The organism is Paracoccus benzoatiresistens, assembly GCF_026913015.1.
Taxonomy (GTDB): Bacteria; Pseudomonadota; Alphaproteobacteria; order Rhodobacterales; family Rhodobacteraceae; genus Paracoccus; species Paracoccus benzoatiresistens.
Genome location: NZ_JAPTYD010000004.1, coordinates 61,898 through 77,129, shown reverse-complemented (window position 1 = coordinate 77,129; position 15,232 = coordinate 61,898). Strand labels below are relative to the sequence as shown.

Annotated in this window: 16 protein-coding genes; 1 reads left to right on the top strand and 15 read right to left on the bottom strand. The window is 68.0% G+C overall.

Annotated elements, in window-relative coordinates:
* Positions 1-123: 123 nt before the first annotated feature.
* The 6 genes from OU682_RS04995 to OU682_RS04970 all read right to left on the bottom strand — a co-directional run bounded on the left by OU682_RS04995 (position 124) and on the right by OU682_RS04970 (position 6,249).
* A complete protein-coding gene (locus OU682_RS04995; RefSeq protein ID WP_268940976.1) occupies positions 124-1,302 on the bottom strand; it encodes an ABC transporter substrate-binding protein in 1,179 nt (392 codons plus the stop codon).
* Positions 1,299-1,886: an ANTAR domain-containing response regulator gene (locus OU682_RS04990; RefSeq protein ID WP_268940975.1), complete on the bottom strand. Its 588-nt coding sequence runs from the start codon at positions 1,884-1,886 to the stop codon at positions 1,299-1,301. The genes OU682_RS04995 and OU682_RS04990 overlap by 4 nt, the downstream gene beginning before the upstream one ends.
* 146 nt (positions 1,887-2,032) lie before the next feature.
* Positions 2,033-2,938, bottom strand: a complete 906-nt coding sequence (locus tag OU682_RS04985; RefSeq protein ID WP_268940974.1) for an asparaginase domain-containing protein — start codon at positions 2,936-2,938, stop codon at positions 2,033-2,035.
* Positions 2,938-4,407 (bottom strand): amino acid permease, encoded by a 1,470-nt coding sequence (locus OU682_RS04980; protein ID WP_268940973.1) that lies wholly within the window; start codon positions 4,405-4,407, stop codon positions 2,938-2,940. The genes OU682_RS04985 and OU682_RS04980 overlap by 1 nt, the downstream gene beginning before the upstream one ends.
* Positions 4,408-4,512: 105 nt before the next feature.
* A complete protein-coding gene (locus OU682_RS04975; RefSeq protein ID WP_268940972.1) occupies positions 4,513-5,211 on the bottom strand; it encodes a FadR/GntR family transcriptional regulator in 699 nt (232 codons plus the stop codon).
* Positions 5,212-5,250: 39 nt separating this feature from the next.
* On the bottom strand, positions 5,251-6,249 hold the full coding sequence (locus OU682_RS04970) for a bile acid:sodium symporter family protein (RefSeq protein ID WP_268940971.1): 999 nt from the start codon (positions 6,247-6,249) through the stop codon (positions 5,251-5,253).
* Positions 6,250-6,321: 72 nt separating this feature from the next.
* Here OU682_RS04970 and OU682_RS04965 point away from each other — a divergent pair, with 72 nt between their 5' ends.
* Complete coding sequence (locus OU682_RS04965; RefSeq protein ID WP_268940970.1) at positions 6,322-6,975, top strand: GntR family transcriptional regulator; 654 nt, start codon at positions 6,322-6,324, stop codon at positions 6,973-6,975.
* Here OU682_RS04965 and OU682_RS04960 read toward each other — a convergent pair.
* From OU682_RS04960 to OU682_RS04920, 9 genes are all read right to left on the bottom strand, one after another.
* Entirely contained in the window at positions 6,948-7,322 is a 375-nt protein-coding gene (locus tag OU682_RS04960) for a type II toxin-antitoxin system VapC family toxin (protein WP_268940969.1), read from the bottom strand. The genes OU682_RS04965 and OU682_RS04960 overlap by 28 nt on opposite strands.
* Positions 7,319-7,561, bottom strand: a complete 243-nt coding sequence (locus OU682_RS04955) for a type II toxin-antitoxin system Phd/YefM family antitoxin (RefSeq protein ID WP_268940968.1) — start codon at positions 7,559-7,561, stop codon at positions 7,319-7,321. Before OU682_RS04955 ends, OU682_RS04960 begins: the two co-directional genes overlap by 4 nt.
* A gap of 53 nt (positions 7,562-7,614) precedes the next feature.
* Complete coding sequence (otnC, locus tag OU682_RS04950) at positions 7,615-8,262, bottom strand: 3-oxo-tetronate 4-phosphate decarboxylase (RefSeq protein WP_268940967.1); 648 nt, start codon at positions 8,260-8,262, stop codon at positions 7,615-7,617.
* Complete coding sequence (gene otnK, locus OU682_RS04945; protein ID WP_268940966.1) at positions 8,259-9,497, bottom strand: 3-oxo-tetronate kinase; 1,239 nt, start codon at positions 9,495-9,497, stop codon at positions 8,259-8,261. The genes otnC and otnK overlap by 4 nt, the downstream gene beginning before the upstream one ends.
* Before the next feature lies 1 nt (position 9,498).
* Positions 9,499-10,881, bottom strand: a complete 1,383-nt coding sequence (locus tag OU682_RS04940; RefSeq protein WP_268940965.1) for a Gfo/Idh/MocA family oxidoreductase — start codon at positions 10,879-10,881, stop codon at positions 9,499-9,501.
* Positions 10,882-10,931: 50 nt separating this feature from the next.
* A complete protein-coding gene (locus tag OU682_RS04935; RefSeq protein ID WP_268940964.1) occupies positions 10,932-12,437 on the bottom strand; it encodes a tripartite tricarboxylate transporter permease in 1,506 nt (501 codons plus the stop codon).
* Between the two features lie 12 nt (positions 12,438-12,449).
* Entirely contained in the window at positions 12,450-12,962 is a 513-nt protein-coding gene (locus OU682_RS04930) for a tripartite tricarboxylate transporter TctB family protein (protein ID WP_268940963.1), read from the bottom strand.
* Positions 12,963-13,023: 61 nt separating this feature from the next.
* Positions 13,024-14,016, bottom strand: coding sequence for a tripartite tricarboxylate transporter substrate binding protein (locus OU682_RS04925; RefSeq protein WP_268940962.1), 993 nt, complete (start codon positions 14,014-14,016; stop codon positions 13,024-13,026).
* 56 nt (positions 14,017-14,072) lie between these two features.
* Positions 14,073-15,122 (bottom strand): 4-hydroxythreonine-4-phosphate dehydrogenase PdxA, encoded by a 1,050-nt coding sequence (locus tag OU682_RS04920; protein ID WP_268940961.1) that lies wholly within the window; start codon positions 15,120-15,122, stop codon positions 14,073-14,075.
* Positions 15,123-15,232: the final 110 nt, after the last annotated feature.

Below are 15,232 nucleotides of genomic sequence, written 5' to 3'. Positions count from 1 at the left end.
GGCCATGAACCAACCCTTGACGATCCGGGGCGACAGGCCAAGCCTTCAGCACCCGCCTGCGGCGCCCCTGCCCCGTTTCATGCCGGACGCGCGAAAAGATTGCGCGGACTGCCCGCGCTTTGGTCAGTTTGCGGACAAGGAGGCGGCGGGGTCGAAGGTGAAGCCGTCGAAGAAGCCGTCCGCGCGCAGAATCATCCCGCCGCGTTCGGCCGCGACCGAGCGATCCTCGGCCAGCGCGCCCTCGACCCGTTGCGAGGCACCGGGCAGCGGCGCACCAGCCGGGCGCAGGTGCTGGCGATAAAGGTCGGTGCGGAAATGCGCCATGGCGCGGGTCATGGCCTCCTGCGGGTCCAGCCCGTGCCGCCCCGCCAGGCGTTGCGCGAACAGCGCGGCCAGGCTTTTCCAGGGAAAGCTGGCCGCGCCCGCGTTGAAGGCGATGAAACCCGGCGCGTGGCGGATGTCGCCTTGCGCGCTGATCGTCAGCCGCCCCGTCAGCCCGCGTTCGGCCAGTTCCGGCGGCAGGTTCAGATAGGCGGCGCGCGACAGGATCTCGGCCGCGGTGCCGCGATGGTCGGGATCGTCCAGCCAGCGGCCCGCGCGCCAGATCGCGCGCATCAGCGCTCCGGTCTCGGCCTCGCGGGTCTCTGCGAAGCCACGCAGCAGCACCAGCCCCTTTTCGGGTGCTGCTGCCCAGATGGCGGTGCCGGGCAGCAGCAGGGCCCCCAGTCCGCGCTCGACGGCGAAGCTGGCCCAAGGTTCGCCCACGCAGAAGGCATCGACATCGCCCTGCGCCATTGCCTCGGCCATCATCGGCGGCGGCACGGTGATCAGCTCCAAGTCGGCAGGCGCAAAGCCGCTGGCGGTCAGCCAGTGCCGCACCAGTTCGGACTGGGTGGAAAAGTGAAACGGCACCCCCACCCGCAAGCGTCCCGCCACCGCGCGGCGCAGGGCCAGCCCGGCGGCGCGGGCATCGTCGAAGGCGAAATCATGGCCGCCGTCGCGCAGCCGCCCTTCCAGGTCGCGGTTGACAGCCACGGCCTGCCCGCCATGGGACAGGAACATCACCAGATCCATCGCGGGCAGAGAGGGGCCAAGCCCAAGCGCTTGGCCCACCGGCATCGGCACCAGCATGTGGGCGGCCTCGATCAGCCCCGCGCCCAGCATGTCGCGCGCCTGCGCCCAGGCCCCCAGGCGGACCAGATCGAAGGCCAGCCCCTCTTCCGCCGCGAAGCCAAGTTCCTGCGCGACGATCAGGGGCGCGGCGTCGATCAGGGGCACATAGCCAAGGCGCAGCGTGATCATCGGCCCAGAAGCCCCGCCGCCATGACCAGTTGCTGCGCGATGTCGGCCACGCGCTTGCCCCCGTCCATCGCAGTCTTGCGCAGCAGGGCATAGGCCGCTTCCTCGTCGATGCCGCGGGCCTTCATCAGCACGGCCTTGGCGCGGTCGATGATCTTGCGTTCCTCCAGCGCGGCGCGGGTCGCGGCCAGTTCGGCGCGCATCTGCTGGAAGATGTGGAACCGCGCAATGGCCGCATCCAGGATCGGCTTCAGCCGCTCGGGCCGCATCCCGTCCACGACATAGGCCGAGATCCCGGCCTCGATCGCCGCCCGCGTCATTCCTTCGTCCGAACGGTCCACGAACATCGCCACCGGCCGTTCGGCTGGCCCCGAGGCCAGCGCCAGTTCCTCAAGCACATCGCGCGAGGGGTTGGCGATGTCGATCAGCACCACGTCGGGGCGCAATTCGGCCACCTGCCGCGCCAAGCCCGACTGTTCGGCGATGATGCGGATGTCGTGGTCGCCCGCTTCTCGCAACCCGTCGGCTATGGGCTGCGCGCGGTCGGGATCGGGTTCGACGACGACGATGAGAAGGCGTTTCGACATGGCTGCCCGTGTGGTGGCACGGGCCGGCACCCTGCGCAATGGCGGGCATGGTTTGGGCAAAGGAGATGCGGAAAAAACAGGCAGCCTGCATTGTCCGACTGGCAGCGTTGCGGAGGAGGAAACGCAATGCGTCCCCTTTTCCCACCCTAGTCGAACAGTTCTGCCGCGCGCTCCACCTGCCCTGCCGCGATCAACGCCGCCAGCAGTACGCGCGCCTGCCCTGGGCGCAGCACGGCAGAGAGCACCGCCCCCGCACGCACCAGGTCATGCCCACCGCCGCCGCCGCCATAGCTGGCGGCCAGCCGCCCCATCGGCACGCGGCTGGACACGACGACCGGCAGTCCCGCCGAATGGCAGCGCGCCACAGCCTGGACCACCTCGGGCGTCGCGTTCCCCGATCCAAGCGCCGCCAGCACGATCCCCTGCGCGCCCGCAGCCAGGCTCGCTTCGACATGGGTGGCATCGACGCCGGGATGGATCGCCACGACATCGACGCGGATGCCGCTGACCGGTGCGGTCAGCGTCACCTCGGGCGCGGCTGCATCCACCGCCAGCCGGAAGGCATCGGCGCTGTCGGTGGCGTGCTTGACCAGCCCCCAGGCCGGCAGCAGCCGCCCGCCGAAGGCCAGCCGCACCCCTGCCCCGCCACCCAGAACCGCGCGAATGGCTGCGGCCATGTTCGCGGGGCCGTCGGCTTGCGGGTGATCATCGGTGAACTGGGCGCCGGTGAAAACCACGGGCGCGCCCGGATGCTGCAGAGACACCAGCAGCGCCGTTTCCTCCATCGCGTCGGTGCCGTGCAGGACCACGACGCCCGCGGCCCCGTCCGCCAGTTCCGCCCCGACCGCGTCGCTGACCGCCTGCATGTGGGCCAGCGTCAGGGTCGAGGAGTCGCGGGCGAACAGATCGACCGGCTTCAGCCTGACGGGCGGCAGATCGCCAAGCCGTGCCAGCAGCGCCTGCCCGTCCAGGCCGGGCGTGCTGGAGCCGTCGGCGTTCGTCCGGCTGGCAATGGTGCCGCCCGTGGCGATGACGGCGATCAGGGCTTCCATCAGCGCAGCTCCAGCCCGCCGCGATCCAGCCCGTGCTGTGCCGCGACAGCGCCGATCCGGTCACGCGCCAGGAACCAGCCCAGCACCAGCGCCGGGACGATCACCACCAGCGAGCCGACGGTATAGGTTCCCACCGGATAGTCGAAGGCCATCAGCACCACGACCCCTGCCAGGAAGGCCAGCGTCAGGACGCCCGTCCAGGGCGCGCCGAACATGCGGAAATCGGGGCGCGGCAGGATGCCCTTGCGCGACAGGTGCCACAGCTTCAACTGGCACAGCACGATCGTTCCCCAGGCGGTGATGATCCCCAGGGCCGCGACGTTCAGCGCGATCTCGAAGGCCTCGGCGGGGACATAGGCATTCAGAATGACGCCCAGCACCGTGACCGCCGCCGTGACGGCGATCCCGCCATAGGGCACGCCCTGCTTGTTCATCTTCGCCAGCGCTGCGGGGGCGGAACCCGACACCGCCATCGAATGCAGGATGCGGCCCGTGGAATACAGCCCCGCGTTCAGCGACGACAGCACGGCGGTCAGCACCACCAAGTTCATGATGATGTCCGCGCCCTCGACCCCGATCTTGCCGAAGAAGGTGACGAAGGGGCTCGTTCCCGCCTGATAGGCGGTATAGGGCAGCAGCAGCGACAACAGCAGGACCGAGCCGACATAGAAGATCACCAGCCGGAAGACCACTGTGCGGATGGCGTTCGGCATGACCTTGCGGGGATCCTCGGTCTCGCCCGCCGTGGTCCCGATCAGCTCGATCGAGGCATAGGCGAAGACCACGCCCTGGATCACGATCAGCGCGGGCAGGATGCCGCCCGGGAACATGCCGCCGAATTCGGTGATCGTGGCCAGGCCGGGCGTGTGGCCGTCGATGGGCGTGCCGGTCACGACAAACCAGATGCCGACCGCCAGGAAGGTCAGCAGCGCCAGCACCTTGATCAGGCTGAACCAGAACTCGAGCTCGCCGAAGACCTTGACCGACAACATGTTCATGGCCAGCACCACGATCAGCGCGACAAGCGCGAAGACCCACTGGTCGATGCCTTGCAGCATCGGCACATAGGCCTTGAAGAAGTTCATGTAGAGCGCGACGGCCGTGACATCCGCGACCGCCGTCATGGCCCAGTTCAGCCAGTACATCCAGCCCGCCGCGAAGGCGAGCTTCTCGCCGTAGAATTCCCGGGCATAAGACACGAAGGACCCGGAGGTGGGGCGGTGCATGATCAGTTCGCCCAGGGCCCGCAGGACCAGGAAGGCGAAGAAGCCGCAAAGGGCATAGACCAGGACCAGCGCCGGCCCGGCGGCGGCAAGGCGGCCGCCCGCGCCCAGGAACAATCCGGTGCCGATGGCGCCGCCGATGGCGATCATCTGGATCTGCCGGGGCTTCAGGGCCTTGTGAAAGCCAGCCTCCTCCTCGGCATAGACATGGCCCTCGGCCGGGATATCGGATGCTTTCTGCGACATGGTTTTCCTGTTGCTAAAGGGCTGCGGAACCTGCCAGCCTGCAAGGCTGTCTTACAGATTTTCGCGCCTTAAAGGCGTGGCTGCAGGCAGGTCAAGGGAAAACTGTCAGCCCGCCGTGGCCGCGATGCGGGCGACGGTGCTTTCCACCTGGCGCAGATGCGCCTCCATCGCCGTGCGGGCTTCGGTCTCGCTGCCCCGGGCAATGGCCTCGAGGATGACGCGATGTTCGCGGTTCGACGCGTCGCGGCGCGGCCCCTGTAGGTTCAGCCAGCCCGACTGGCCGCGCAGCGCGTCGCGCACGTCATGGACGACCTTGGCAAAGATCGCGTTCTTCGAGGCTTCGGCGATCGACGCGTGGAAATCGCTGTCCAGTTGCACCCAGGCCTCGGGGTCCTCCTCGGCGTCCATGCGGTCGCAAAGGGCCGTCAGCCGGGCCAGTTCGGCGTCGCTGCGGCGCAGGGCCGCCCATCCGGCGGCGGGGATTTCCACAAAGGGCCGGGCCTCCATCAGGTCGGCCGCCGCATAGCCGCCAAAGCGCAGGTCGCCGCCAGCGCCGACGACAAAGGTGCCGCTGCCGGTGCGGGTCTGCGTCAGGCCCAAGGCGTTCAGCGAGCGCAGCGCCTCGCGGATCACGGGGCGGCTGACGGCGTAGCGGGCCGCCATCTGCGCCTCGGACGGCAGCCGGGTGCCGGGCTGGACGCGGCCCGACCGGATCAGGTCGCGCAACTCCTCGAAGACCTGCTGGGCCGCGCTCTTGCGGTCCAGCGGCGTGGGATCGGACAGCCAAACATCGACATCGCTCATGTGCGCAAGGATCGGGCCGGGGGACGCGGCTGTCAATCGTCAGGCGGGCTGCAGATCCAGCCGCCCGGCCATGCGCTGCGCGATGATCGCGCAGACGCCCAGTTGCAGCAGGTGGAACAGCATCAAGGGCAGGATGATCAGCGATATGTCCTGGCCCGCGAACAGGATCCCGGCCATGGGCAGCCCGGTCGCCAGGCTTTTCGTCGATCCGCAATACAGGACCGCCATCAGGTCGGCATGGTTCATGCCCGCCGCGCGCCCGATCAGGACGGCGGCCCCCATCACCGCCCCCAGCAGGACCAGGCACAGCGCCACAAGGATCGCCAGCGACCCGGCCGAGATCACCTGCCAGATGCCGTTGACCACCCCCGCCGAGAAGGCCGCATAGACGATCAGCAGGATCGAGCCGCGATCGACGATCATGGTCGGCTTGCGGTACCGGTTCAGGACCCCCGCCAGCAGCGGGCGGCACAACTGGCCAAGGGCGAAGGGCAGCAGGATCTGCTGGACGATCTTCCAGATGGCCGAGGGGTCGATGCCATAGGCCGACCCCTGCGGGATCAGGGTCGCAAACAGCAGCGGCGACAGGATCACCCCGATCAGGTTCGATATCGAGGCCGCGCAGACCGCCCCGGCCACGTTCCCCTGCGACACGGCGGTAAAGGCGATCGAGCTTTGCACCGTCGAGGGCATGCAGCCGATATACAGGAAGCCCACCCCCACGGCGGCGGGCAGCCACAGCATCGACACGGGCTTCAGCGCCAGCGCCAGGACCGGGAACAGCACGAATGTCAGCGCCAGCACCGACAGTTGCAGCCGCCAGTTCGCCAGCCCCGCGACGATGGTGGCCGTGGTCAGCTTGGCGCCATACAGGAAGAACAGCAGCGCGATGACCCAGTAGGTCAGGTGCGACAGCACCACCGCCGCGGCCCCGCGCGCGGGCAGCACCGTCGCCAGCACCACGGTCAGCACCAGCAGCAGCATGTAGCGGTCGAAGCCAAATCGGGCCAGCACGGCCTCGGCCTTGCGCAAGGACATGGGGGAATCCCTTTGTTGTATGCGTGTCCTCTCTGATTATAATGTGGCTGTATGCAATCCAAGGAAAATTCCGTGGTCTCGAATACAATGCGCCTGGCCGACCAGATTAGCGAGGCGATACTCGAGGGCGATTTCCCCCCCGGCACCCGGCTGGATGAGTCGGGCCTTGCCGCCCGCTTCGGCCTGTCCCGCACCCCCATCCGCGAGGCTCTGGCCGAGGTCTGCGCCCGAGGACTGGCCGAACGCCGTCCTTACCGCGGGGTCGAGGTCGTCTCGCCCGACCCTGACGTCCTTCTGGACCGCTTCGAGGCCCTGGCCGAGATCGAGGCACTCTGCGCCAGCCTTGCCGCCGGGCGGGCGCAGATGGCCGACCTGCTGGCGCTGGAGGATCTGGTGCATCGGATGGAGGATGCCGGCCCCGACGAATACCGGCAGATGAACTTTGACCTGCACGACCGGATCTGCCGTATGGCCAGGAATGCCGAACTGGCACGCGTGGCCGACGACCTGAGGCTTCGGCTCGCGGCGGTCAGGCGCGCGCAACTGGGCCACGCCGACCGCCGCCAGCGCTCGATGCGCGAACATCGCGCGCTTGTGGCCGCGATCTGCGACCGCGACGCCGTCCGGGCCGCATCCCTCATGCGCGCCCATCTGCGCGCCGGCGCGCAAGAGGTCCTGTCCATGGCCCGGGAAACCGCTCAGCCCGCCAGCAGCGCCACGTCATAGGCGGCGAACCGGCGGTCCACCGACACCAGGATCAGCCGCTCGGCCAGCGCCTGCGCGATTAGCAGCCGGTCGAAGGGATCCGCGTGATGCGGTGGCAGACCCGCCACCGCCCGGGCATGGGTCCAGTTGATCGGCAGCGGCTGCGCGCCCGCCGCCAGCGCGCGGTCGAACAGGTCGGCAGGCACGTCAAGCTTGCCTAGGGACGACTTGATCGCAACCTCCCACACAGTGGCGGCGCTGATGAACAAGGTCTCGGCATTTGCGATGGCATGCCGCAGGACGGCAGGCAGGCGCGGGTCATCCGCCATCGCCCACAGGACGATGTGGGTGTCCAGAAGCAGCCTCATCCAGGCAAAAGGCTGCTGGTCCGGAACAGTCCGGCGATCTGGTCGTCGCCATCATTGATGTCGTCAGGCACACTGAACTGTCCCTTGGCGCAGCCGATCAGGCTGTTCACGCGCCGGGACGAGGCGGTCAGCCGCGCCACGGGGCGGCCATAGCGGGTCAGTTCGATTTCCTCCCCCGCCTCGGCACGGCGGATGAGGTCAGCGAACTGAGCCTTGGCTTCGGCAATGGCGATCTGCATGGCGCATCCCCTTTGTTGACCTGAATGTAGGCCAACATTGGCTTCGGTGCAAGTCAGTCGCCCCAGGCCACGTCGTGGATCCGCACCAGTTCCGCCACCTGTTCAGGGTTCAGCATGGCGGGCGTGGTTCCCCGCAGCAGCATCGCCAGGCGGGCCGTGGCCTCGAGTTCCTCGATGGCGTTGCAGGCGGCCTCCAGATCAAGGCCCGCGACGACCGGGCCGTGATTGGCCAGCATCACCGCCGACCGCTTGCCCGCCAGGCCGCGCACCGCCGCTCCGATGGCCGGATCGCCGGGGCGGAAATAGGGCAGCAGCTTCACCCGGCCCAGTTGCATGAAGGCATAGGGCGTGATCGGCGGCAGGAAATCCTCGGCATCCGCCTCGGGCAGCATGGACCAGGCGACCGAATGGCAGGAATGCAGATGCACCACCGCCGCCGTGCGGTTGCGGGTTTCATAGAATGCGCTGTGCAGCGGCATTTCCTTGGTGGGCTTGTCGCCGCCGACATGATTGCCCGCCGCGTCGAAGCGCGACAGCCGTGCCGGATCCAGCCGCCCGAAGCTGGTTCCGGTAGGCGAAACCAGCAGCCCCCCGTCATCCGTGCGCGCGCTGATATTCCCGGTCGAGCCATGCGTCAGCCCCCGGTCGAACAGCGACCGCGCCAGGATGCAGATGCGTTCGCGCAGGCGGGACTCGCTCATCCCGCCAGCCTTTCCGCAGCCTTGGCAAAGAAATCCTCGGCGCCGAAATTGCCGGATTTCAGCGCCAGCACCAGGTTTTCGCCCGCCCGGATCGCCGGTACTCCGGGGTCGATCTCGGGCCCGATCTCCAGGGCTTCCACCGACAGCCCTTCCACCACGGCGCCCGAGGTCTCGCCGCCCGCGGTGATCAGGCGCGTGACGCCGCCCGCGACCAGCAGCCGGGCGCATTCGGCGAAGAAGGCGTCCAGCTTGTGGGCAACCGCTTCGGTCCCGTGGCGGGCCTGCACGGCGCGCACGGCGTCGGGGTCGGCCGAGGAATAGACCAGCGGCAGCCCCTGTCGGGACAGCACCCAATCGGCGGCATCGCGGGCGTCGGTCCTGCCCGCCAGCACCGCGTCGGGGTCGATCTCCAACACCGGATTGCCATCGGCGATGTGCCGGTCGACCTGGCTGCGCGTGGCGCGCGAACAGGAACCCGACAGTGCCGCAACCGGACCAGCCTGCCCCCGCCACCTTGGGCCCTCCGTCGAAAGCAACCCTTGCGCACGGAAGTTGCCGGGCAGGCCAAGCGCGATGCCCGACCCGCCGGTCAGCAGCACCTGATCGGCCACGGCCTGACCCAGCACCGCCAGATCCTCGTCGCGGACCGCATCCGTCACCACGAAGCGATGATCCTGCGCGGCCAGCGCGGCGCGCACGGTATCTGCCCCCTGCCACACAGTCGCGGCGGGAATGTGGCCCACGCCGCCCTTTGTCTGCAAACCCAGCCAGCGGCGCAGGTCGGGATCGGTCATGGGGGTCAGCGGGTGGTTCTGCATCCCGCTTTCGTTGAGCAGGCGGTCGCCCACGAACAGATGACCCTGATAGATGGTCCGCCCCGTTGCCGGAAAAGCCGGGCAGAAGATCACCCGGTCCGCGTCCAGCGCATCGGCCAAGGCCTCGGCCACCGGGCCGATATTGCCCTGCGGCGTGGAATCGAAGGTCGAGCAGTATTTGAACAGGAACTGCCGGCAGCCCTGTGCGCGCAACCAGTCCAGCGCCTCGAGCGACAGGCGCACGGCCTCCGCAACCGGCATGGTGCGCGACTTCAGCGCGACGATGCCCGCCTCGACATCCGGCGCGGCGGGGCCGGCCGGCGTGCCGGAATATTGCACCACCCGCATCCCCGCCTTGACCAGCGTGTTGCCCAGATCCGACGATCCGGTGAAATCGTCCCCGATGCAGCCCAGCAGCATGTCAGGACCAGTCCGCGATGGCGTCCTGCTGGACGCGCAGGCGATACAGCTCGGACCCCGTGTCCAGATCCACGTCGCCGCACAGGATCATCTGCCCCGCCCTCACATCGCGCTTCAGCGTGCGGCCCGACAGTAGGTAATAGGGGATCGGCGTGTCATCCGACAGCGCCCGCGCAGGCGTCATCCGCCCCGAGACGTTCCGGATCGTGTGGTGATGCCCTTCTGCGACCAGCAGCGAACCCGCCGGAAGGTCGGCATCGGCATGGGCGGTCAGATCCATGACCGGGCGCGGCTTGTCGGCGCCCGAGGACACGCCCAGCAGCGCCACCTCGAACACGGTGGTCGCGGCTTCCATGCCCAGCAGGTGGCGCGGCAGGCCGATCATCGCGGTCTTGCCGTTGCGGGCAACGACATGGCCCTTGTCGCGCAGCATCTCCCATGTCTCGTCATCCTCGCAGGCGACGGTGACAAAGACGCCGCCGGCGAAGCTGGGCTCTCCGGGCAGGCGCAGGCAGTTGAAGACGTCAAGCTGGCCCTTGCCCTCCAGCAGCCCGCAATCCGCCTTCAGCGCCATGAGGTCGGCCAGTTCGGTGATCCGGGCAATGGGGGCGTGATAGTCGGGACGGTCGGGGGCCATGTCCAGCGCATTGGCAACCACCACCATCTCGCACAGGTCGGGGACCGCGCGCTGCGGCAGCGGCACCAGGCGCGCGCGCGCGGCCACGACCTCGGCCCAGGGGCGGCCGGCGGGGTCCAGCCAGTCGCCGAAGCCCGGCGCATCCACGGTCACGCCGTTGCTGGTGATCTGCCCGGTCGCGGGATCATAGACGAAGTCGTATTCGCTGGACTTGCCCGCCGCGACGATTCGCAGGCCGATCACCTGCGCCCAGGTGGCAAGGCCGATCAGCAGGCTGGGCTGGTCGCCGTCGATGGGCGAGACGACGAAGCCCCGCCCGGCCGCCATGCGCGCCAGGACCGGCCCGACGACGCTGTCGGTTTCCTTTGTCACCATCACGACATGCTTGCCCGCCTCGATCGCAAGACGCGCGTGACGCGCTCCGGCCTCGGGGTTGCCGGTGGCTTCCAGCACCACGTCCACGGGCAGGTCGGCCACGACGGCCAGATCGGCGGCGGCGATGGACTTGCCCGCATCCCATGCCACGCGCGCGGCGGCGGCATCAGCGCATTCCGCGATCCCGGTCGCCCCGACCGAGGCCAGGACCTTCGCCGCCGTTCCCGCGTCCCGGTCGATGGCCACGCGGCAGCTCAGTCCCTTCACATGGCGCGCCTGCGCCAGGAAGCTGCGGCCAAATCCGCCCGTTCCCACGATGGCGCATTCGACCTGGCGGGTGCCAAGGCCCGCGAAATAGCGATGATGGTTCATGCTGTCCCCCTTGTCATGTCAGGGGCGCCTGAACGGCGCCCCCTGCATCCTTATTCGACCGGTGCGCGCCGCCACAGCCGCGAGCCGTGCTGCATCAGCTTCGGCAGCACCAGCAGCGCGATGCCGACGATCATGATGCTGCTGACCAGCGGGTTCGCGAAGAAGATCCCCAGCGATCCGTCCGACAGCACCATCGACTGGTGGAATGCGTTTTCCGCCTTGTGGCCAAGAACCATCGCCAGAACCAGCGGCGCCAGCGGGTAATCCAGCCTGCTGAACAGATAGCCCACCAGCCCGAACAGCAGGACCAGCCACAGATCGAAGGTCGCGTTCGACACGGTATAGGCACCGACGAAGCAGATCGCCACGATCATCGGCCCGATGATGGTAAAGGGAATGCGCAGCAGGGCCGCGAACATCGGCACAGTGGCCAGAACCAGGATCACGCCGATCAGGTTCGACACATACATGCTGGCGATCAGGCCCCAGACGAAATCGGGCTGCGTCGCAAACAGCATCGGTCCCGGCGTCAGGCCCCAGATCATCAGCCCGCCCATCATCACGGCGGCGGTGGCGGACGACGGCACCCCAAGCGCCAGCATCGGCAGCATCGCGCAGGAGCCCGCGCTGTGGTCGGCAGTCTCTGGCGCCACGATGCCTTCCGGGCGGCCGGTGCCGAAGGGCACGCCCTTGCGGGACGAGGACCGGGCGATGCCATAGCTCATGAAGGACGCGGCGGTCGGGCCGCCCGGCGTGATGCCCATCCAGATGCCGATCAGGCCCGACCGGATATAGGTCGCCCAGTAGCGGGGCAATTCGGCGATGGTCTTGAAGACGTCGCGCAGGTCGATCTTGGACGCCACGCCGCGGAAGCGCAAGCCTTCCTGCACGGTGGACAGCAGCTCGCCGATGCCGAACAGGCCGATCACCACGACCAGGAAGCTGATCCCGCCCAGCAGATCCTCGAACCCGAAGGTCAGGCGGATCGACCCGGTGACGCTGTCCATGCCAACCGATGCCAGCAGCAGCCCTGCGGCCAGCGACACCAGCGTCTTCATCGGCGCCGCGCTCCCCATGCCGATAAAGGCGGCGAAAGCCAAGAAATAGACGGCGAAATATTCGGGGGCCCCGAATTTCAGCGCAAAGTTCGACGCCCAGCCTGCCAGCAGGGTGATGACGATCACGCCCAGCAGCGCCCCGAAACCCGCCGACATGAAGGCCAGCGTCAGCGCGCGGGTCGATTGCCCGGACCGCGCCAGGGGATAGCCGTCGAACGTGGTCGCGACAGACGACGGCTCGCCCGGGATGTTGAACAGGATGGAGGTTGTGGAGCCGCCGAACAGCGCCCCCCAATACATCGACGACAGCAGGATGATGGCCGAGGTCGGATCCAGCGCGAATGTCAGCGGTATCAGCAGCGACACGCCGTTGGGCGCGCCAAGGCCGGGCAGCACGCCCACGATCAGGCCCATCATCACGCCGCCGACCATCAGCATCAGGTGCATCGGGGTGATGGCGATGCCGAAGCCATGCATCAGAAGATCAAAGTTTCCCATCGGTGCGCGCCCTTAGTAGATGCCCAGAAGCGGCTCGATCGGGCCCTTCAGCAGCGGAATCTTGAAGATGGCCTCGAAGATCACATACAGCGCCACGGCGAAGGCCAGGCCCACGCCAAACGCCAGCGGCAGGCGGTAGCCGCCCTGGCGCCACGCGCTCCAGGTGATGTAGAGGATCGAGCCGACATAGATGCCCATCGTCAGGGTGACGATCACGAAGGCCAGAAGGGCTGCGATGAAGACGCCAAGCCGGCCTGCACGCTCCCGGTCCAGGAAGGGCTCCTCGGTGTCGCCCCCGCTGGCGGCATGGGCCACGGCCTCGCGGTGGTGGACAAAGGCCGAGACCAGGTTCCACAGGCTTGCGCCGATCAGGATCAGCCCGACATAGAACGGGAAATATCCCGCCTGCGGCCCGCTTTCTTCCCAGCCATAGCCCAGTTCGGACGCGCCGATCACCCCGGCAAGGCCCAGAAGCCCCGTGGCGACCGCGGTGCCCAGTTCCGCGTGAAAGACCTTGATTGTCATGCTTTCCCCCCGTTGGTGGTCGCGGCCTGCGCCGGGGGTCCGGCGCAGGCGGGTCAGGCCCTTACTGGGCGGTCCAGCCCTCGGCCTCGAAGACCTTCACGGCATTGGCTTCGCTGGTCTTGATGAACTCGGCCAGCTCGTTGCCGGTCAGGAAGCTTGCCGATTGCGAGGTCTTGGCCAGGTAGTCCTTCCAGTCCTGGCTTTCGGCGACCTTCTGCATCGCGGCCTGATAATAGGCCAGCACCTCGGGCTCGGTCCCGGCGGGCAGCCAGACGGTGCGCGGCATCTGGTAGCTTTCGATCTCCAGGCCCTGCTCCTTGCAGGTCGGGATGTCGTGCCAGCCCATATCGCCGCTGACCGGCTCGCTCTCGGCCATGCGCTGCGGCGCGAAGACGCAAAGCGGGCGGATCGCGCCGGCTTGCCACTGGCCCGCGTTTTCGTTCGGGTTGTTCACGTTGGCCGCGACATGGCCGCCGGCCAGCTGCACGCCGACCTCGCCGCCGCCGTTGAAGGGCACATACTTGAAGTCCGCGCCGGTGGTCTGCTCGATCAGCGCGACAAGCGTCTCATCGGTGTCCTTGGACTGGCTGCCGCCGAAGGGAATGGTGCCGGGCGCTTCCTTGGCCGCGTTCACCAGATCCATGACGTTCTGATAAGGCGAGTCCGCCTTGACCCAGACCAGGAATTCGTCCAGCGCCAGCGCCGCGACGGGCTGCAGATCCTCGACCGTGTAGGCCAGCTTCGCGACATGCGGCAGCAGGTAGACGTTGTTCGTCCCGAAGACCAGCTTGTGCGGGTCACCTTCGTTCTGGCGGGCATAAAGGAAGGCCTCGGCCCCCGATCCGCCGCCCTTGTTCAGCACCACGATCGGACGTTCCACGATCTCGTCCCGGGTCAGCACCGCCTGGATGGTCCGGGCAAAGTTGTCGGTGCCGCCACCGGCGCCCGAGGCGACGATGAATTCGACGGGGCGGGTCGGGGCGAAATCCGCAAATGCGGGCGCAGCCAGCATCAGCGCGGTGGCGGCCAGAAGGCCGGTCTTGGTCTTGGTCATGGATGTCCTCCTCCGGGGTAAACCGGCCCCCTGCGACGGGGGCCGGGAACTCAGTCTTATTCGGCGACCAGCGCCGCCGCGCCCTCGACTCCGGCGGTCGCCCAGTCGGCGGGCAGCGGCTGGCGGTCGCGGGCGGGGTTCAGCTTGGCCAGGCGCGCGCCCAGCAGGGCGGCCTGCATCGTGGCGCCCAGATCGGCCTTGCCCTGGCCCGCGATGTCGAAGGCCGTGCCATGGGCGGGGGTGACGATCGGGAAGCCATAGCCCGCGATCAGCGTCACGCCGCGATCAAAGCCCATCAGCTTCATCGCGATCTGGCCCTGGTCGTGATACATGGTCAGCACCGCGTCGAATTCGCCGCGCACGGCGCGCACGAAGACGGTGTCGGACGGGATCGGCCCCTTGGCGTCGATCCCCTCGGCCACGCCAGCCACGACGGCAGGGGCGATGATGTCGTCATCCTCGGTCCCGAAGTTGCGGCCATCGCCCGCGTGCGGGTTCAGCGCGGCCACGCCGATGCGGGGATTGGGCTTGCCCGCGCCGGTCATCACCTCGTGCGTCAGGCGCAGGCTGCCCAGGATGCGCTCGACGCTCATCCGGCTGGCGACCTCGCTCAGCGGGATGTGGGACGTCACGCGGGCGTTCCAGACCTCTTCCAGCACGTTGAACTCGCGGCCGCTGCGATCGGTGTCCAGCACCCGGTCGATGAAGCCAATCTCGTCAACATAGGCCGGGCGGGCCAGGCGCATGGAATGCTTGTTGAAGGGCGTGAACATCACCGCATCGGCGATGCCGGCCTTGGCAAGCCGCAGCACGGCGGCGAAGTTCTGCAACGATGCCGCGCCGGTTTCGGGGCTGGAACCGCCAAGCGTCACCTTGTCCGCCGGAATGTTGCCCAGATCGACCAGCAAATGCCCCTTGGGCAGATCGCCCGAAAGCTGATCCGCGGAAATCACTGGCAGGTTCAGCGTCACGCCGGCATGGGTCGCACCCATCTTCAGCACGCTGGCGTCGCCCACCACGACGATGTCGTTTTCCGCCATTGCCGGATCGGCCAGCAGCTTGGCCGCAAGTTCCGGGCCGACGCCACCGGCGTCACCGATTGCCAAAGCTATGCGCATTTCCCGATTCTCCGTCCTCTATGTAATATTCTGTATACAGAATTTTGCATCAACTCCACTTGTTTCTGGCTGATGCGGCTTGTCGAAAGGAACAGGCG